At 72.8% G+C, this 18321-nt stretch carries 17 protein-coding genes and 2 pseudogenes; 6 read left to right on the top strand and 13 right to left on the bottom strand.

Going from position 1 to position 18321, the window contains the following annotated elements:
* Positions 1 to 379: 379 nt before the first annotated feature.
* Positions 380 to 1471 (bottom strand): ROK family protein, encoded by a 1092-nt coding sequence (locus tag ACIQV3_RS24485; RefSeq protein WP_403715342.1) that lies wholly within the window; start codon positions 1469 to 1471, stop codon positions 380 to 382.
* An 80-nt stretch (positions 1472 to 1551) separates the two neighbouring features.
* Between ACIQV3_RS24485 and ACIQV3_RS24490 the strand changes: the two genes are divergently transcribed.
* Positions 1552 to 2697: a Gfo/Idh/MocA family oxidoreductase gene (locus ACIQV3_RS24490; RefSeq protein WP_403715106.1), complete on the top strand. Its 1146-nt coding sequence runs from the start codon at positions 1552 to 1554 to the stop codon at positions 2695 to 2697.
* A gap of 98 nt (positions 2698 to 2795) precedes the next feature.
* Here ACIQV3_RS24490 and ACIQV3_RS24495 read toward each other — a convergent pair whose 3' ends face one another.
* From ACIQV3_RS24495 to ACIQV3_RS24520, 6 genes and pseudogenes are all read right to left on the bottom strand, one after another.
* Positions 2796 to 3653, bottom strand: coding sequence for a fumarylacetoacetate hydrolase family protein (locus ACIQV3_RS24495; RefSeq protein ID WP_403715109.1), 858 nt, complete (start codon positions 3651 to 3653; stop codon positions 2796 to 2798).
* A 697-nt stretch (positions 3654 to 4350) separates the two neighbouring features.
* A pseudogene (locus tag ACIQV3_RS24500) lies at positions 4351 to 4732 on the bottom strand (hypothetical protein); the annotation flags it as partial.
* Between the two features lie 118 nt (positions 4733 to 4850).
* A complete protein-coding gene (locus ACIQV3_RS24505; protein ID WP_403715111.1) occupies positions 4851 to 5195 on the bottom strand; it encodes a DUF6412 domain-containing protein in 345 nt (114 codons plus the stop codon).
* Positions 5196 to 5367: 172 nt separating this feature from the next.
* Positions 5368 to 6858: pseudogene (locus tag ACIQV3_RS24510) on the bottom strand (sodium:solute symporter); the annotation flags it as partial.
* A 38-nt stretch (positions 6859 to 6896) separates the two neighbouring features.
* Positions 6897 to 7049, bottom strand: coding sequence for a DUF3311 domain-containing protein (locus ACIQV3_RS24515; RefSeq protein WP_403715113.1), 153 nt, complete (start codon positions 7047 to 7049; stop codon positions 6897 to 6899).
* 97 nt (positions 7050 to 7146) lie between these two features.
* Positions 7147 to 7959, bottom strand: a complete 813-nt coding sequence (locus tag ACIQV3_RS24520) for a class E sortase (RefSeq protein WP_403715115.1) — start codon at positions 7957 to 7959, stop codon at positions 7147 to 7149.
* 56 nt (positions 7960 to 8015) lie between these two features.
* Between ACIQV3_RS24520 and ACIQV3_RS24525 the strand changes: the two genes are divergently transcribed.
* On the top strand, positions 8016 to 9023 hold the full coding sequence (locus tag ACIQV3_RS24525) for an SEC-C domain-containing protein (RefSeq protein WP_403715117.1): 1008 nt from the start codon (positions 8016 to 8018) through the stop codon (positions 9021 to 9023).
* Here ACIQV3_RS24525 and ACIQV3_RS24530 read toward each other — a convergent pair whose 3' ends face one another.
* From ACIQV3_RS24530 to ACIQV3_RS24540, 3 genes are all read right to left on the bottom strand, one after another.
* Entirely contained in the window at positions 9024 to 10136 is a 1113-nt protein-coding gene (locus tag ACIQV3_RS24530; protein ID WP_403715119.1) for an MrcB family domain-containing protein, read from the bottom strand.
* Positions 10137 to 10312: 176 nt separating this feature from the next.
* Positions 10313 to 11596: a hypothetical protein gene (locus tag ACIQV3_RS24535; protein ID WP_403715121.1), complete on the bottom strand. Its 1284-nt coding sequence runs from the start codon at positions 11594 to 11596 to the stop codon at positions 10313 to 10315.
* 782 nt (positions 11597 to 12378) lie between these two features.
* The gene (locus tag ACIQV3_RS24540; RefSeq protein WP_403715124.1) at positions 12379 to 12921 is read right to left on the bottom strand and encodes a GNAT family N-acetyltransferase; all 543 of its coding nucleotides are present in this window, start codon (positions 12919 to 12921) and stop codon (positions 12379 to 12381) included.
* 230 nt (positions 12922 to 13151) lie between these two features.
* Between ACIQV3_RS24540 and ACIQV3_RS24545 the strand changes: the two genes are divergently transcribed.
* The 4 genes from ACIQV3_RS24545 (at position 13152) to ACIQV3_RS24560 (ending at position 14793) form a co-directional block, all read left to right on the top strand.
* Positions 13152 to 13328, top strand: coding sequence for a hypothetical protein (locus ACIQV3_RS24545; RefSeq protein ID WP_403715126.1), 177 nt, complete (start codon positions 13152 to 13154; stop codon positions 13326 to 13328).
* Positions 13329 to 13393: 65 nt separating this feature from the next.
* Positions 13394 to 13693, top strand: coding sequence for a hypothetical protein (locus ACIQV3_RS24550; RefSeq protein WP_403715128.1), 300 nt, complete (start codon positions 13394 to 13396; stop codon positions 13691 to 13693).
* 279 nt (positions 13694 to 13972) lie between these two features.
* Positions 13973 to 14419 carry a class I SAM-dependent methyltransferase gene (locus ACIQV3_RS24555; RefSeq protein ID WP_403715130.1) on the top strand — a complete coding sequence of 149 codons (447 nt, stop codon included), beginning with the start codon at positions 13973 to 13975 and terminating at the stop codon, positions 14417 to 14419.
* 119 nt (positions 14420 to 14538) lie between these two features.
* Positions 14539 to 14793: a hypothetical protein gene (locus tag ACIQV3_RS24560; protein ID WP_403715131.1), complete on the top strand. Its 255-nt coding sequence runs from the start codon at positions 14539 to 14541 to the stop codon at positions 14791 to 14793.
* A 154-nt stretch (positions 14794 to 14947) separates the two neighbouring features.
* On the opposite strand, the gene ACIQV3_RS24565 is transcribed toward ACIQV3_RS24560, so the two are convergent.
* The 3 genes from ACIQV3_RS24565 to ACIQV3_RS24575 all read right to left on the bottom strand — a co-directional run bounded on the left by ACIQV3_RS24565 (position 14948) and on the right by ACIQV3_RS24575 (position 18320).
* Positions 14948 to 16360: a DUF445 domain-containing protein gene (locus ACIQV3_RS24565; RefSeq protein ID WP_403715133.1), complete on the bottom strand. Its 1413-nt coding sequence runs from the start codon at positions 16358 to 16360 to the stop codon at positions 14948 to 14950.
* Between the two features lie 126 nt (positions 16361 to 16486).
* Positions 16487 to 17221 (bottom strand): DUF1707 domain-containing protein, encoded by a 735-nt coding sequence (locus ACIQV3_RS24570; RefSeq protein ID WP_403715135.1) that lies wholly within the window; start codon positions 17219 to 17221, stop codon positions 16487 to 16489.
* Between the two features lie 115 nt (positions 17222 to 17336).
* Complete coding sequence (locus tag ACIQV3_RS24575) at positions 17337 to 18320, bottom strand: ATP-binding cassette domain-containing protein (protein ID WP_403715137.1); 984 nt, start codon at positions 18318 to 18320, stop codon at positions 17337 to 17339.
* Between the last annotated feature and the right edge of the window lies 1 nt (position 18321).

An 18321-nucleotide genomic window follows, 5' to 3' on the forward strand; every position in this document is an offset into this window, starting at 1 on the left:
CAAGCCGACAATCACCCCGGCCTTGCCCGCACCCTCCCACGCCCACAGAACCCCCTGTCCAGCACCACGCCCAACTTCTTCTTATTTCCCCCCATTCAGCGCACACCAGCCGGCCCCCCACCCCCGACCGACCACCGGACGCTTGAGGCCCGGGGGGCGGGCGCAGCCTTCGGGGCCGGGCCCGGCCTTCGGGGGGCGAGCTCGGCCCGGGAGCCGGGGGCCGGGGGCCCGGGGCCGGAGGGCCAAGGAGCCGGGGAGCCGGGGGCCCGGGGGCCAGAGGGCCAAGGAGCCGGGGAGCCGAGGAGCCGGGGGCCAGAGGGCCAAGGAGCCGGGCCGAGGAGCCGGGACCCGGGGAGCCCGCGACCCGGGGGCCAAGGGGTTACTCCCCTCGCCCGAACAGCGGGCCAAGCACGAGCTCCGCCGCCCCCTCCGCCACACCCCCCTCCGCGAGTTCCACCCTCACCGCACCCCCCACAAAGGCCCGCACCCCCAAAACCCCCCGCACCCCCTCCAGGAACACGCCCGGCGCAGCCGCCACCACCCGCCCCCCGAGCAGCACCCGGTCCACATCCAGCAGCGCGACCAGGTTCGCCGCCGCCTCCCCCACGATCCGTGCCGCTTCCTCCAGCCGGCCGCCGGCCACCGCGTCCAGGCACAGGACCTCCGCGCACCCGCGCCCCCCGCACCGGCAGGCCGGCCCGTCCAGCCGCAGCACCTGGTGTCCGAACTCCCCCGCCGCCGAGCGCCGCCCCCGGTACACCTCGCCGCTGCCGGCCAGCCGGAGTCCCGCCCCCAGTCCGGTGCCGACGTGTACGTACGCCACGGCCTCCCCGAAGGCGGCCTCGCCGAAGCCGGCCCCCGCCGCGACCCCCGCGTTGGTGTCCTTGTCCACCCGCACGGGAACCCCCAACCGCCCCTCCAGCACCTCCCGCAACGGGAACCCCTCCCACTCCGGGTACCCCGTCACCCTCCCCAGCACCCCGGTCCGCCAGTCCAGCGGCCCCGGCGCGGCCACGCCGACGCCGAGGAGCGGCCGGTCACCGCACACCCGCGCGACCGCCCGTACGGCCTCCTCGACCACCACGTCCGGACCGGCCCCGAAGTCCAGCGGGGCATGCCCGTCCGCGACGACGCGACCCGCCAGGTCGACCCGTACCGCCGTGAGCTCGTCGCGGTCCAGGTGCACCCCGACCGCGTGCCGCGCCTCCGGGACCAGCCTCAGCAGCGTGCGCGGTTTGCCTCCCGTGGAGGCCTCGCGTCCGGCGTCGGCCACCAGGCCCTCGCCCCTGAGCCGCGCGGCGATCTTGCTGACCGCCTGGGGGGTGAGCCCCGTACGCGCGGCGAGGTCGCCACGGCCGAGCCCGGCGGGGCCGGCTCCGCGCAGGAGATCCAGCACCAGCGCGTCGTTGTGCCCGCGGAGCACGGGCAGGTTCACACCGCCGCCACCACTCGCGTCGCCCCTGCCGCCCATGCCGCCCCCGCTACCCCTGTCCACCTGGCCATTGTCCACCCTCCTTGCACTTAAGCAACACTGTTGCCAAAGTGGTCACCATGAACGCCACCGCCCCCGCGCCTTCCCCCACACCCTCCCCCGCCCCCCTCCGCGTAGGTCTCGTCGGCTACGGCCTGGCCGGTTCCGTCTTCCACGCCCCGCTCGTCTCCGCGACCGAGGGTCTGGTCCTCGACACCGTCGTCACCTCCGACCCGGGCCGCGCCGCCCAGGCCCGCGAGGCCTACCCGGACGTCCGGATCGCCGCCACCGCCGACGAGCTGCTCGCCCGGAGCCCGGCCCCCGACCTCCTCGTCGTCGCCTCCCCCAACAAGACGCACGTCCCGCTCGCCACGGCCGCCCTCACCGCCGGCATCCCGGTGGTCGTGGACAAGCCGCTCGCCGCCACCGCCGCCGAAGCCCGCGAACTGGCCGCGCTCGCCGAGCGGACCGGCACCTTCCTCTCCGTCTTCCAGAACCGGCGCTGGGACAACGACTTCCTCACCCTGAGCCGCCTCCTCGCCGACGGAGAGCTGGGCGAGGTGCAGCGCTTCGAGTCCCGCTTCGAGCGCTGGCGCCCGCAGCTCAAGGGCGGCTGGCGGGAGTCCGGCGCCCCCGAGGAGATCGGCGGACTGCTGTACGACCTCGGCAGCCACGTGGTGGACCAGGCGCTGGTGCTGTTCGGCCCTGCCGTACGGGTCTACGCGGAGACCGACGTACGCCGCCCGGGCGCCGAGGCGGACGACGACACCTTCATCGCCCTCACCCACGCGAACGGGGTCCGCTCCCACCTCTACGTCAGCGCCACCACGGCCCAGCTGGGTCCGCGCTTTCGCGTACTGGGCTCCCGCGCGGGGTACGTCAAGTACGGCCTGGACCCGCAGGAAGGGGCACTGCGCGAGGGCCTGCGCCCCGGCGACCCCGAGCGGACCTGGGGCGAGGAGCCCGAGCACCTGTGGGGCCGGCTGGGCTCCGGGGAATCACCGCTGACCGGCGGGGGCACACCGGTACGGACGGCCCCGGGCGACTACCCGGCGTACTACGCGGCCGTGGCGGCGGCCCTGCACGACGGCGGCCCGGCCCCCGTCACGGCCCTGGAGGCGGCGCACTGCCTGGACGTGCTGGAGGCGGCCCGCAAGTCGTCGAGGGACGGGTGCGCGGTAGAGGTGGAGGTAGAGGTCGAGGTCAAGGCCAGGTCAAGGTCGTAGAGGTCTGAGCCGTCCGTTCTCCGGCCGCCGGAGAACGCGAAAAGGGGCGGCGCCGTCGACGACGGCACCGCCCCTCCCTGCCGATCCGCGGGGACCGACTACACGTCCTTGAACTCCTGGCGCTGACGGCCGAGCCCGTCGATCTCCAGCTCCACCACGTCACCCGCCCGCAGGAACGGCTTCGGCTCCAGCTGGCCCGCGGCCACGCCGGCCGGGGTGCCGGTGATGATGACGTCGCCCGGGTACAGGGTCATGAACTGGCTCACGTACCGCACGACCTCGCCGACCGCGAAGATCTGGTCGGACGTGTTGCCGTCCTGCTTCAGCTCACCGTTGACCCACAGCTTGACGTCCAGCACCTGCGGGTCCGGGACCTCGTCCGCGGTGACCAGCCAGGGGCCGAGCGGGGTGAAGGTCTCGCAGTTCTTGCCCTTGTCCCAGGTGCCGCCGCGCTCGTTCTGGAAGGCGCGCTCGGTCACATCGTTGACCAGCACGTACCCGCCGACGTGCGCGAGGCCCTCCTCGGGGGAGGCCAGGTAGCGGGCGGTGGCACCGATGACGACGCCGAGCTCGGCCTCCCAGTCGGTCTTGACGCTGGTCCGCGGGATCAGCACGGTGTCGTCGGGGCCGACCACGGTGTCCGGGGCCTTCAGGAAGATGATCGGCTCGGCCGGCGCCTCGGCGCCCACCTCGGCCGCGTGCCCGTGGTAGTTCAGGCCGATGCCCACGACCTTGCCTATGCGGCCGACGGCGGACCCGATCCGCAGACCCTCGGCGTCCAGCACCGGGAGCTCACCGGACTCGGCCGCGTCCCGCACCCGGGACAGCACGGAGTCGTCGGCGAGCAGTGCGCCGTCCACATCCGTGATCAGGCCGGACAGGTCCCGCAGGGTCCCGTCCTGGTCGAGCAGCGCGGGGCGCTCCGACCCGACGGGTCCTACACGCAGCAGCTTCATGGGCATTCTCCCGTGGTCGAGGATGGTCGGCCCATGGGCATGCCCCGGGCCGGACGATGGGTTGCGGCCATCGGAGGATTGGTCGATCCTCCAAGATGACGGCCTCATCCGCAAGACCCTGTTCACATGGCGGAACGCTCAGCTCCGCTGAGCGCCAGCCCGGCACGCTCCGACCGGTCCTTCCGGTGCTGGAGCCAGACACGCTCGGCGACCGACCACGCGGTGGTGGTGACCAGGTACAGCCCGGCCGCCAGCGGCACCAGGGCAGCCGTGATCAGCGTCCCGAAGGACAGCAGGGGCAGTACGCCGCCCAGCTTCCGCGCGAGTTCCTGCTGCTCGGCCGTCAGGCCGGCGACCGCCCCGGCACCCGAGGCCGCCCGGCCCCCGGCGGCCTTGGCCCGGACACCGTTCGCCCCACCGGCACCGGCCCGGGCCGTCTTGGCCGGGGCAGCCTTCGCCCGGGCCGCCTTCGCCGCGCCGCCGGCACCCGCCCCGGCGGCCTTCGCCCGGGCAGCCTTCGTCCCACCGGCACCGGCACCGGCACCGGCACCACTACCGCTACCGCTACCGCTACCAGCACCGCTACCAGCACCAGCGCCGGCCGGCTTCGCCGGCGCCGGGGCGGCCACGGCAGTGGTGATCCCGCCCGTCACCGCGGCCAGCGCAGCCGCCTTGCGCCCGCGCACCGCACTCCACGCGGCCACCACCGCGACGGCCGCGAACAGCCCGAGGAACACGAGCCCCTGCTCGCCGAAGAGGCCGCCCTCCCCGAGCGCCTCACCCCACCGGTCCCCGAGCGGCGCGGCGAACAACCGGTGGCCGAGCAGTTCGTTGGTGGCCCCGCCGATCTCGGACGAGGAGAACGCCCGGTACATCAGGAAGAACACCGGCAGCTGGAGCAGCACCGGCAGGATTCCCGCCACCGGGGTCGCCCCGCGGAAGGCGGCCCGGCTCAGCGGGTGCAGCGCGAGCCGCACGAGCACGGTGAACAGCACGATCGCGGCAGCGGTCGCGGACTCGGCCAGCACCGGCTCCAGGAGCCGGCCCAGCAGAGCAACAAGATCGATGAAAACGGACACGTGGGCCCTCCGAAGGGACTCGTCAAACGTCGAAAGAGATGCGTTTCGGCGTGACGACCCGCGAGGGGCGGCAAGGTGTGGCGATCAGGAGTGATCAGGAGGAAGGAGCTGCGCGCCCCTACGCGGCCGTCGGAAGGGAACGGCCGGGAGCCCTGGGCCGCGACCGGCCCGCGGCGTCGGGATCGCGCTGCGGCAAGAACGCCGTGCGCTGCTCGCGATCACGGATCGCGGTACGTATTCGGTGCGGCGGCACCGCCCGGACCAGCCGGGCGGCCAAGGCCGAGGCACCCACGGCGAGGGTCGCCGCGAGGACCACCACGACCGCGCCGAGCCCGCCCTCCCCGGCGAAGAGCCCGAGGAACCCACCGAGCAGCAGGAGGGAGGTCAGCAGGGCCACGAGACGCGCGGCCGGCGCGAACGGCGCGGTGAACCGCACGGGGCGAAGCCCGCTGTGCTCTGCCATACGAACCGCCCCCTTCCCGCTCCCGCGCGCGAACTCCCGTAAGAGATCGACCACTCGCACCAGTTCTCGCACTCGCACTCGTACTCGTACTCGCGATCGATACTAACCGCCCGCACTGACAACGGACGGGGTCTCGTTTTGATCCCCGGTCCCGGGGAGCGGATCGCGCGACCAGCACTTCCTCGTCCGGCCGACGGTCCGGCCCGCCGTCCCCCGCTCCGTCCCCCGCTCCCTCCCCCGACCCGCTCCCCGCCCGCTCCCGCGGGCCGAGCCAGGTCACCGTCAGTGCGATCGCCAGGTTCACCGCGAGGGCGATCATGCCGGCGTTCACCCCCCACACCGGGTCGTTGCCCGTGAAGACCAGCCCGCACACCACCGCGACCCCCGCGGCCAGCCCGCACACCGCGGCCACCGTCGTGAGCCTGCGCCACACCAGGCCCAGCAGCAGCATCGGCACCAGCTGCGCCATGCCCTCGTAGGACACGAGCGAGAGCCTGACCAGCGTGTTCGGCGCCACGTACGTCATGACCAGCGCGATCGTCCCGGCCACCACCACGACCGCCTGCGAGGCGAGCTTCTGCCGCTCGCCCGAACTCCAGCGCGGCAGGAACGAGAGCACACTGCGCCCCCACATCGTGCCGATGACCAGCATGAACACCGCCATCGGCACGATCGACGACAGCGCCGCCGCCACCCCGATCACCCCCACCGCCCACGCCGGCAGGGAGTCCACGACCAGCTTGAACAACGCCAGGTTGGACTCCGCGCCCGTCAGCCCCGGTACGACGAACAGCGCCGCCATGCCCAGCAGCATCGGTACGAAGAGCAGCACGTTGTACGCGGGCAGCAGGATGGCGTTGCGGCGCAGCGCATCGGCGCTCCGCGCGCCCAGGTACCCCGCCACAGTGGTCGGGAAGATGACGATGGTCAGCGCGTTCAGCACGGTGGTGGAGGCGAACCACCCCACCCCCAGCTCGCCCTGGCCGCCCTCCCCGCTCCCGGCGCCGGGCAGCGTCAGCCACTGCGGGCGTTCGGCCGTGAGCCGGTCGAAGAGCTCCCCGTAGCCGCCGAAGTAGTGCAGGGGGACGTAGACGGCGAGGAACCCGAGGGTGCCGATGACCAGCACGTCCTTCAGCACGGACACCCACGCGCTGCCGCGCAGCCCGCTCACCACGACGAAGCCGGTGGTGACGGCGAAGGCGATGAAGTAGGCCCATTCCAGGGACACCGCCCCGTAGGTGACCGTCGAGACCACCACCCCCATGCCGGTGAGCTGCAGCTGGATGTAGGGGAGCAGGAAGACGGTCGCGAGCACCGCGACCGCGGCGCCGAGCCAGGGACGCCCGTAGCGGTGGCTGACCATGTCGGCGATCCCGACCAGCCCGTGCCGGCGCGCGTAGTCCCACAGCATGGGCCCGACGACGTAACCGACCGCGTAGCCACAGGACATGTACGCGACCACGCACATCACGGGGGCGCCGTAGTTGTAGCCCCAGCCGGCCGCTCCGAGGTAGCTGAAGCTCGTGTACCCCTCGCCCGCCATCAGGACCCAGATGAACACGGTGCCGAGCGAGCGCCCGCCCACCGACCATTCGGCGAGCCCCCCTCCCCGCCCGCCGCGGCCGCGCACCGCGAGCAGTCCGAGCACGACGGTGGCCACCATGAACACGCCGAAGACGGTGGTCGCCACGGCCACCCGGCTCACCGGTGATCACCGCGCCAGGTCAGCCAGACCGCGAGCGGGGTCAGCAGGGTCGCCCCGACGAACCAGAGGAACAGGAACGGTACGCCGCCCAGCGCCGGCTCCACCCTGTTCGCCAACGGCAGCACCCCGACGAACAGAACGAACGGCACGGCGAGCCATACCAACTGCGGACGTTTCACCCAATTCCGACGCACCGCCCCACCCTACGGTCCATCGGCCCGCCCACCCGTCAACGCTTGAGACCCGTCAACGCTTGAGCGTCCCCCACACCACGAGCCGGTACTTGGAGCTGTACTCGGGCGTGCAGGTCGTCAGCGTGATGTACGCGTCGGGCTCGCTGTACCCGGCTCCGGGCCTGACGATGCTGCGCGGGACGGGCGCGATCACCCCGGTGTCGCGCTCGGTCGTCTCCGCAAGCGTCTGCCCGACCAGGTACACGTACCTCTTCCCCCGCACGTCCACGATCAACTCGTCCCCGACCCTGAGCCGGTTGATGTAGCGGAAGGGCTCCCCGTGCGTGTTGCGGTGCCCGGCGACCGCGAAGTTCCCCTCGGCCCCGGGCTGCGCGGTCCCCGCGTAGTGCCCGGCGTACCCCTTGTCGAGCACGGACCGCTTGTCCACGCCCCGCGCGACGGGCACGGCGACGCCGAGACGCGGAATGCGCAGGATCCCGTACGCGGACTCCCGCGGCGGCGGCTTGCCGGTGCGCGGCCCGGGGTTCCCCGCCGCCTCGCCCGAGGACCCGCCCGTCCCGCCGGACGGCCCAACGGAGGCGCCGGCGCCGGAATCCGCCTCCCCCTCCCCCTGCACCTGCCCCTCCCCCTCACCCCCACCCTCCGGCAGGGGGGCCCACCCGCGCTCCTCCAGCTCTCTGACCACCTCGTGCGCGGCGCTCAGCGCCTGCCGGTTGGTCCACCACACCTGGTGAACCACCAGCAACATCACCACCACACCTACGGTGACGGCGAGTTCCCCGACCGCCCACAACGCGCCCGCGATACCGGCCCGGCGCGAGCGCCGGCCCTGCCCCTGCACCACGACCCGCACACGATCTCGCACGGGCGGCACCTTAAGTCCTCCCCCCTCAACTGACCAGCGGCAGTACGCTGCAAACCATGCGCCCCGACACGCCTGCCGAGCACATCGCCGAAGCCGAGCGCCTCATCCGCACGGCGACCCGCTACCCCGAGGACCAGGAGCCGTTGCTCCTCCAGGCCGCGGCCCACCTCGAACTGGCCGACGAACGCGAACGGGCGAGCGCCCTCTACGACCAGCTCCTCTCCAGCGAGGCGGTCGAGGACCCATCCCTCATCAAGGCCCTCCAGGCGGCCAACCTCTGGGAGTACGGCCACGAGCCCGAGGCCCGCGCCCTCATCCAGGGCATCCGGGCGGCGGCCCCCGCGGACCCCGCCCCCTGGGAGGTCATCGCCGAAGCCCTGGAAGCCCACGACGAACTCGAAGCCTCCCACGAGTGCTTCACCGAGGCCGCCACCCTCCTGGCCCCGGACAACACCCCTCTCACCCCGGCCACGACGGCGCTCCTCACGGGCCGCCACCGCGTACGCCGCCTCCTCGGACTCCCCCACGACGACTGGGACATGGTCGCGGACACCCGCCACATCGGCCCGATCCCGCTGGACGAACTCCACGACCCCAAGCGCATCTGGGCCCTGGGCTCCGACGACCCCGCCGAACTCCGCGCCGAGATCGCCCGCCTGCGCGCAGAACTCGGCGACCGGCGCGCAGCGCTCTCCCGCCCCTTCCCGGTGGCCATCCTGCACTGGCCGGCCCGCGAACTGGCGGAGCTCCTCACCTCGTACCCCACCCTCTCGGCGGAGTACCCCTCCCACGACGCCCACCTGGCCCAGGTCGAAGCCTCCCTCCGCACCCTGGCCGCCTCGGGCACCACGAACCTGGGCATCGTCACGGCCAGCGTCCCCTCCTACGAAGCCTTCGCGGCCTCGGAGAAAACCTCCCCGTCCTCCCCGTCCCTCCTGGCGGAATACGCCACCACCCTGGCCGCCCGAGGCAAAGCCACCCCGTGGCCCCCCACCCGAACCACGGCATGCTGGTGCACGTCGGGCAGGCCTTACGGGGAGTGCCACGGGGCGTCTACTCTCTGATCAGTCGACCATTCCCCATGCGGCAGCGGTGGTCGTTCCTTCCCAACCATCGCTGGTCTGCCAGATGGCGGCGATGCTCTGGTCTTCGAGGTAGGACGCGTAGGCGCCGATGTCCTCAGAGAACAGGGCAACGAGGTGAGGGGCCTCCAGCCCCTCCTCTCGATAGAGGAAGTAGCTGTACTCCCTTAGTTGACCGACTGCTTCACGCACAGCAGAAGCAGCGTTCCCGTTCCTCATGACCTTGGCTTCGACGAGCCACTCCTGGGCAGTGACCGCCCCCGCTTCACCCAGGTGGAGAGTCAGGTCCTTGGGGTGGATCTGCAGGTTCCTCGCCTCGTAGTCCCGGCCCTTGATGTACGTGACGAACTCCTCGATCAGCAGCTCGTGCTTACGACCCTTCACTTGCTGGTGGGCCGCAATGTTCGCTACGTAGGCAGCACTGTTTCCCGGCTTGAATCCCACCGCCGGCACCACGCCGGGCTTCCGCTTCCGCTTCCTCTTCAGCTGGGCGGGAGTCTGCTCGCCCTCCCTTGCTGCACGCATCTCCGCATCGGCCTCAGCTGCTATCTGCAGAAATCCCTCGGCCACCCGCAGGTCCTGCTGGAGCTGCTCCTCTGACGGCAGCCCAGCGCTTTCGTACCGGCGAGCCACCACACTTGCCGCTTCGTACGACTCCGGGCGCTTGCTCGGACCGAACGACGGGCGGTGATTCCATTCCTCAGCCAGGGGCGTCGGCAGAGCCGCGTAGAGGTGATCCGCCTGCTGCTCAAGATGCGCGAGGAAAGCATTCTTCCCCTTGATCCTCTTGCTCAGATCCGTGACTCCCTGCTGCAGGGTCAGGGTCACGGATTTCATGTCCATGCTGAAGATGTACGCAAGGTACAAACCGGCCTTTGGATCACGGTTGATCTTCAGGTTGAATACACCGATCCACGGCGCAAAAGCTGCGCCGCCGTTCCCGCCGTACCCAGCGACCTTCCACCCCTCCAGCACACCGAGATCGATACGACTGGACACCGCACGAAGCGCCTTCTGGGCGGGAACGTCAGCTCCCGTTCCCGCGGCCTGGTCATAGGTGTGTGCGACCTCGAAAAGCAAATCCCGCATAGTCATGGCACGACGCTACGCAGAGATCAACTCCAGTCAATCCCTTCCGGTCACATCTCGCTTGCACCTGTCCTACAACTGGCCAGATTCTTCCATCTCCCCCCTCCATCAAGGCCGCTGCCCAAGTCGGTCCAATCCTCAATGAAGCAGGTCACATAGGAGGGCATCAGGCCCTGCGTGGATCAGGAGTCAGGTCGAAACAGAGCCAGCTGCTGGTGGCCGCGGGCCAGGGCCGTGGGTGGGGTGGGGCGGGTGGTGGTCAGGGTGAGGAGGGTGCGGAGGGCTGCGACTACTTCCGCCGGGGTGTCTCTGATCATCGACGGGGTGGCGCTGACCACCAGGATGCCGTGGGACTCCAGGCGGAGGCGGCGGTGGAGGGTGGCGTGCCAGGAGTCGCGGGTGTAGTGGTACTCCGCTGAGTCGATCTCCAGGGCCACGCCCTCGTCGGGCCAGTAGGCATCCGGGCTCGCCAGGAACGTGCCGTCCGGGGTGTGGAGGCGGGCGTTCCACAGGGGTGTCGGGAGGTCCGTGGCCGAGAGGGTGTCGCGGGCCTGGGCCTCGGCGACCGAGCGGACTCCGGCGAGGAGTTCCGCGGCCGCCGCGCGGATCGCGGGGCGGGTCAGGAGGCGGGCGGATCGGAGTTCGGCGTGCAGGTCCTGCGGGTGGCACCAGCCGGACTGGACGACCTGGGCGAGGATCGAGCGGATCCGGTCCGCCGGCTCGTCGGTCCGGGCCGCGAAGTCGGCCGCCGCGCGCACCGGGCGGGTGCTCGGGATGCCGGACACGGTGTTGGTGCGGGGCCAGCGGGTGGTGGGGAACGGCCGTACCTCCGGTGAGCCAGCGAGCTTGCGCGGGGCGCGGATCAGGACGTCGGCCGGGGTGTACGGGGCTTCGCGGATGCCGAGCAGGGCGAGGGCCGCACCGCCGGTGAGGGCGGCGGTGTCGCCGGAGAGCGGGTCGGAGCCTGGCTCGGCGGCGTAGAGGACGGCGGCGAGGGCGCGTTGGCGCTGGTCCGGGGGGCCGGTCTGGAGGAGGTAGACCCTGGGCAGCAGGCGCTGCCAGGGGCCGTCGGGACGGGTGCGGGAGGTGATCGTGCCGGGTGGGATGCCGGCGGTGGTGGTGAGTTGGTGGCGGGTGGCGAGGTTGAGTTGGCGGCGGGCGGTGGTGGCCTCAGAGGCCTGCCTGGGGCGGGTGGCCGACCTGGGCCGCGCCGGGTGGGTGGGGTGGGGGGCCGGCACCGACTGGGCCTGGTTCGTTGCCGGCGCCAGGCGGGTCTGGTTCGTTGCCGGCGCTGAGCGGGCCGGGTTCGTTGCCTGCGCCGGGTGGGCCGGGTGGGCGGCCTGCGCCGATCGGGCCTGGTCCGTGGCCTGCGCCGGGTGGGCCGGGTGGGTGGCCTGGGCCGGGTGGGCCTGGTGGGTGGCCTGCCTGGCGCATGTGGTGCGAGTGGTGCCTGTGGTGGGGTTCATGGGCGCGGTATGCCCTGCCCGAGGGGCGCGGACGCCCCGCTGGGCGATCTTTCGGCGCAGCCCGTGGGCGTTCTCACGGCTGTCCCGCGCCGTCCAGTGACCCTTTGCGTCGCGAGACCCGTCGTTCGGGTGGCGGACGGGCTCGGTCGCGCTGGGGTGAGGAACACGACTGGGGCGCCGGGCCTCCCCGGATCCGGCCGGTGGGCGTGCCGATCGGGCGATCCGTAGGCCTGCCGATGCGACTGCCGGGCAGTCACATCGATGGGCCTGTCGGTAGAGCTGACGGTAGAACCGCTGGCGGTCCCGCCGGTCGGACCGCCAGCGGGACTGTCTGCCCACCTGGGAATCGGGTCTGGGGATCGGGTCTGATCGGGTCTGGCGATCTGTCAGACCATCGACCTGGCGGCCGGTCAGACCGTCTGTCAGGTGTGAGGACGCGCGGGGGTGCTCCGGGAGGGGCGGGGGGGCATCTCTCGGCGGTCGCCGTCCGGTTGCATGACTCCCCGGCAGGCGGCGGGCGGCCCGGCTGCCCCGCCCGGTCCGGGAGGGGCAGGGGCCCGGGCACGGGCAGGGAAGCGACGACGCGCGACGACGCCCGGCTCCATGCCGTGGACGGGCCGGCGGGCGCGGGGCTGTCCACGAGGGGCTCCGGACTGGCGGCCGGGTTACGCCGCCCAGTTCGGGTCGCCCGGGGACAGGAAGGCGACCACGCCCGGATCCAAGCCGTGCACGGGCCGGCAGGGACGGGGCTGTCCGGGAGGGTCTCCAGGCGGACGGCCCCGTTACGCCGCCCGGTTCGGGTGGTCCGGGGACAGGAAGACGATGACGCCCGTCTCCGTGCCGGGGAGGGGGGCGACCTCGTGCCAGCCCAGGCGGCGGTACGTGGCCACCGTGTTCTTGGCCAGGCGGCTGGTCAGCAGCCAGGCGCGGCGGTCCGGGGCGTCGGTGGTGATCTCGGTGAGGAGGTCCCGGGCGGTGCCGCGGCCGCGGGCGTAGGGGCGTACCGCGAGTTCGTCTATCTCCAGCGCCCCGGTGAGGAGTTCCTTCACGCGGGCCGACCCGAGCTGCGCCGCGACCTGGGCGTACGCGCGGTTCTTCGGGAAGGTCGCCGGGGTGAGCCAGCCCGTGGCGAAGCCGTCGATGCCCGTGGCGGACTGGATGAAGGCGGTACGGAAGCCACGGCGCCGGGCGTCGGCCGGGAGGCGGGTGGCGAACTGGCGAATGGTTTCTTCGTCTTCGTTCCACGGCGGGGCGGAGAAGACGTCGGCGTAGGCGTCGACCAGTTCGTCCGCGAGGTCGAGGACGGCCTGTCCGTAGCAGATCACGATGTCCTGGCTCCTGATGTGGGATGAGGGATGAGGGGTGGGAGGGTGGGTGGGGCTGGGTGGGGCGGGTGGGGCCGGGGTGGTTTGCCCCTTTGGGTGGGAGATTGAATTTATGCCCATCGGGTTCCATCAGCAGACATCGCACGGATCCGGCGAGTGTGCGACAAATCCCCTCGGCCCGGCCCGGCGCGGTCCGTGTCGGGCGCCCGGGCGGTCGCGTTGAGCAGCACGTGGACAGACTCCTTCGGGCCGCCGGCGGCTGCGGGCTCGCGTTTCTGCTCGTGCTGGGCGTGGTGGCGGTGCTGCCGCGCGGTGTGCGGGACTCGGTGCCGGATCCGGTGATCGGCGGCGCCGTACTGGTGTTGGGCGCGATGGGGGCCCGGCGGGTGGTCAAGCGGTCGAGTTAACCTCGGGGGCGAATAGGTGTGCGCGTATTGACCGATGAACCCATGAGGTGAGGGAGTTGGACAGCATGGCACGGGTACCGAGCTCCGTGGTGGCGGCCGCCGGTCTGGTCGGGGGTTACGCCGTCGCACGGTGGACCAAGAAGCGGCCGCTCGGCGGTGTCGTCCTCGGCGCCGCGGGCGTCGTGGCCGGGCGGAAGTGGCACAAGCGCGGCGGCGCTCCGGCCGCGGCCGGGCTCGGCGCGCTGTACCTCGCCGGCTTCGCCGGTGCGCACCCGCTGGCGAAGAAGGTCGGCGCCTGGCCGGCGGTCATCGGCGCCGCGGGCGTGGTCGCCGCCGCGTCCTGGGCGGTGGCCGACCGGGGCTGAGCCCCGTGGCGACCGCCGCCGAGGGTCTGGGCAGCCCGGCCGAAGTCCCGCGGGCGCAGCGTACGGGGCCGGGCCCCGGCGTCACCCCGGCGTGGTCCCCGGACCACGTACGGAGCCCAGCCGGGGGGAGACCCGGACGGCTAGGTCAGTACGCGGCCCGGCGTCCGGTCTCGTCCGGTCGCGTCCGGCCCGCCTACCCGCCCGCCAGCCCGCCAGCCCGCCCGCCCGCCGCAGTACGCGGCTCCGTGCGGGCAACCCGTTCGAGCAAGGGGCTCCGGCATGCCTGATCGCGCACTGAGCTTCGGAGCGCGGGCGGAAGCGTACGAGCGGTTCCGCCCCGGGTACCCCCTGGAGCTGTTCGACCTCGTCCGGGAGTACGTCGGCGGTCCGGTCCCGAGTGCCCTCGAAATCGGGGCCGGGACCGGCAAGGCCACCCGGCTGTTCGCCGGACAGGGGGTCGCGGTCACCGCGACCGACCCGGACGGGGCGATGCTCGCCGAGCTGCGCAAGCACGTACGGGACGCAGGCGTCAGCACCGTACGGGCCTCCCTCGAGGACCTACGGCCAGGCCGCCGGCGGTACGGGTTGGTCTACGCGGTGGCGGCGCTGCACTGGACCGAACCGGAGGGCCGGTGGGCGCGGGTGGCCTCCCTGCTGGAACCCGCGGGCGTGTTCCTCTCGGCGGGCGGGCAGGCGCGCAGGTGCGGCCGGCCGACCCGGCCGTGACCGAAGCCGTTCGTGCGGCACGGGCTCCGTTCCCGGAGAGCGACGAGGTCCCCTCCCCGGACGGAACACGACCCGGAACTCCACCCGGAACACCCCCAGGAACCGCACCCGGGGGCGCCATGCAGTGGCCGGGGACGGAGCTCCGGCAGTCCGCCACCGCCTCCGCCCGGTTCACGGATGTTCGGCAGGCCGTGATCAACCGCCGGTTGGCGATGAGCGCCGACGAGTACACCGGCTACCTCTCCACCGTCTCGGCCTACGCCGCACTCCCGGCCGTCGAGCGGGAGCAGGTGTTCCGCCGGATCGCGCGGGTCCTGCCCGCCCGCGTCGAGATCGTCGCCGACCTGGTCGTCCACCTCGCCCGGCGCCGCTGACCGCGCCCGGGGCCCGAGGGGGCAGCGCCCGCCCTGCCCACCATGCCCGCCTGGGCCACGCCGTCACGGCCGGCCGCCGGGCACCACCCCCGCCGGGTCAGCCCACCCCGCCACCGGCGCCCCGCCGCTTCCCGCCCCCCGCCGCCGCCGCCCCCTACGCCCCGAAGGCCCGCGACACCGTGTAGATCAGGAGGCCCGCCAGGGCTCCGACCACCGTGCCGTTGATGCGGATGAACTGGAGGTCGCGGCCGATGTGGGCCTCGATCTTGCGCGAGGTGTGCTCCGCGTCCCAGCCCGCCACCGTGTCCGTGATCAGGGAGGTGATCTCCGTACGGTACGTGGTGACCACGTACACCACCGCGCCCTCGATCCAGCCCTCCACCTTGTCCTGGAGGCGGTTGTCCGTGGCCAGCCTCGCGCCCAGGGACATCAGCGAGGAACGGACCCGCAGGCGCAGCGCGCTGCGTTCGTCCTCCGCCGCCGAGATGATCATCGAGCGGACCGCCGTCCAGGTCGAGGCGATCACGTCCTGGATCTCCTCCCGCTGCAAGATCTCCGACTTCAGGCGCTCCACCCGCGCCCGCGTCTCCGTGTCCGACTGGAGGTCCGCCGCGAAGTCCGCGAGGAAGCGGTCCACCGCCCCGCGCGCCGGGTGCTCCGGCATGTCCCGCATCTCCTGGACGAAGCGGAGCAGTTCCTTGTAGACGCGGTCGCCGATCTTGCGGTCCACGAACCTCGGGGTCCAGCCCGGCGCCCCGCCCTGCACCGCCGCCTCGACCGACTCGGCGTGGGTGACCAGCCAGTCGTACGCCCGCGCGCACACCAGGTCCACGACCCGGCGGTGGCCGCCGTCCGCGACGACCTTCTCCAGCGTCTTGCCGATCCCCGGCGCGATCTCCGCCGTCTCCGCCCGCCGCGTGATCGCCTCGCCCACGACGGCCTGCACATCGGAGTCCCGCAGGACGGTCAGCGCACCGCGCAGGGCCGTGGCCAGCTCCGCCGTGACCCGGTCGGCGTGCGCGGGCTCGGCCAGCCACGCGCCGAGCCGGCCGCCGATACCGAGGGCGTGCAGCCTCGTGCGGACCACGTCGGCGGAGAGGAAGTTCTCCCCGACGAACTCCCCGAGCGAGACGCCGAGCTGGTCCTTCTTCGTCGGGATGATCGCGGTGTGCGGGATGGGCAGGCCGAGCGGCCGCCGGAAGAGCGCGGTGACGGCGAACCAGTCCGCGAGCGCGCCGACCATGCCCGCCTCGGCCCCGGCCGCCACGTACCCGGCCCAGCCGCCCGCGCCCGCGTGCTCCGCCCACTTCGCCGCCACGTAGATCAGCGCGACCAGGACCAGCAGGCCGGTGGCGGTCCGCTTCATCCGGCGGACGCCGCGGCGGCGCTCCTCGTCCGCCTCGCTGAACACGAACCCGCCACGCGCCGTGGCCGCCCCGGTCGGTGACGTCGTCGACGCAGGCGTCGAAGGAGACCCGGTCTCCGCCGTAGTCGTCGTGCTGCCCTGCTCCACGTGCTCCTGCCTTCCCCCGGGCGACGGTTTCGTCCGCAAAGCGTCCGACTCCATAGCATCCGACTCCCGGGGCGCCCGGGGAGTTCCCGGCGCGCCGTACTCGTCCCCCGGCTGTGGACGGCGGGGAACCGCGGGGGGACCGCGCGGGGACCGCCAGAACCCCTACAGGGCGCCGGCCGGCTACAGCTCCTTGCGCGGCTTCCGCTTCGCGACCGCCCGCTGATTCGGCGGCTTCACCTTCACCTCGACCCCGCCCCAGAAGGCGAGGCCCGTCACGACCACCCGCGGCGCCCCCGGCTCGACCGGGCCGGGGCTGTCGCTCTGGTCGAATCCGCCCATCACGCCGATGCCGCGCACGTCGAGCTCGATGCCGGGCGGCACGATGATCTGGATGCCGCCCATGATGGCGACACAGTTGATCACCACTTCCCGCTCCGCGAAGCTCGCCTCGCGCAGGTCGAGCTCGCCGCCGCCCCAGAACGCCACGGCGTGGAAGCGGGCGGGCACGGTCCAGTTGCCCTTGCGCTGGAAGCCCGACATGACCGCCACGGCCATCGCCGGGCCGCCCGCCACCCCTCCGCCGCCCACGATCCGGGCGGGCCAGTCTGCCTGCGACCCCGCCGGCACCGCCTTCGTCAGCCCGACCGGACCCACCGGGGCGGCCGCGATCGGGGCCGTCGCGCCGGGCGCGGGCAGATCCCGGGTCAGCGGTTCGAGCTCCGCGTACGTGCGGGACCGGTAGGCCGCGTCCAGCCGCTCCTCGAACTCGTCCATGTCGAGCCGGCCCTCGGCGACGGCGTCCCGCAGCCGGTCCACCACCCGCTCCCGGTCTGCGTCCGAAGCCCGCAGCTCCGGCAGCGACTCCTCAGACCGCGACTTCTCAGGCACCGGCTTCTCAGGCCGCTCGTCACTCATGAAGACCAGCCTATGCAGTCACCCCGGGGAGCGGTACGGCCCCGAACCCCGCTCCGGCTCAGGGTTGTCCCTGATTTATCCCCGCCCAACGACCCCCACCCGCTACCCCCGCCCCCTACCCCCGCCCCGCGTACATCCGCGCGATCACGTCCTCGATGTCCGGCTCCCGCACCGACAGGTCCAGCAGCGGATACTCCGCCGCCACCGCCGCCACCAGCGGAGCCGCCGAAGCGCGCGCCGGGAACGCCAGCCACTGCCGCGCGCCCTCCACCTTCACCACGCGCGCCCCCGCCACCTCGATCGGCGGGAGCTCCCGCTCCAGGTCCACCACCAGCGTCCGCTCGCTCGCCGCCGCGCCGTCCGCGCCCTCCGCCGTGTGCAGTCCGCCCAGCGAGCCGTCGTACACCAACCGCCCGTGGTCGATCACCATCACCCGTTCGCACAGCTGCTCGATGTCCTGGAGATCGTGCGTGGTCAGCAGCACCGTGGTGCCGAGCTCCTCGTTCAGCTGCCGCAGGAAGCCCCGTACGCTCGCCTTGCTCACCACGTCCAGCCCGATCGTCGGCTCGTCCAGGTACAGCACGTCGGGGTCGTGCAGCAGCGCCGCCGCGATGTCCCCGCGCATCCGCTGGCCCAGCGACAGCTGCCGTACGGGTACGTCGAGCAGCTCGGCGAGGTCGAGCCGGTCCACGCAGCGCTCCATGTTCTGCGCGAACCGCGCCGCCGGGATCCGGTACATCCGCCGCATCAGCGCGTACGAGTCCTTCAGCGGGAGGTCCCACCACAGCGTCGTGCGCTGCCCGAACACCACGCCGATCCGGTGCGCGAGGCGCATCCGCTCCCGGGCCGGGTCGATGCCGGCGACCCGCAGCCGGCCGCCGCTCGGGGTGAGGATGCCGGTCAGCATCTTGATGGTGGTGGACTTGCCGGCGCCGTTGGGCCCGATGTAGCCGACCATCTCGCCCCGGGCCACCTCGAAGCTGATCCCGTCAACGGCCCTGACCTGCCGCTTCTCACGGCGCACCAGGCCCACCCGGCGCCGTACGTCGAAGACCTTCTCGACCTCGTGCAGTGAAATCAGCGCTTCCGGATCCGACATG

The sequence above is a fragment of the Streptomyces sp. NPDC099050 genome, assembly GCF_044759865.1.
Taxonomy (GTDB): Bacteria; Actinomycetota; Actinomycetes; order Streptomycetales; family Streptomycetaceae; genus Streptomyces.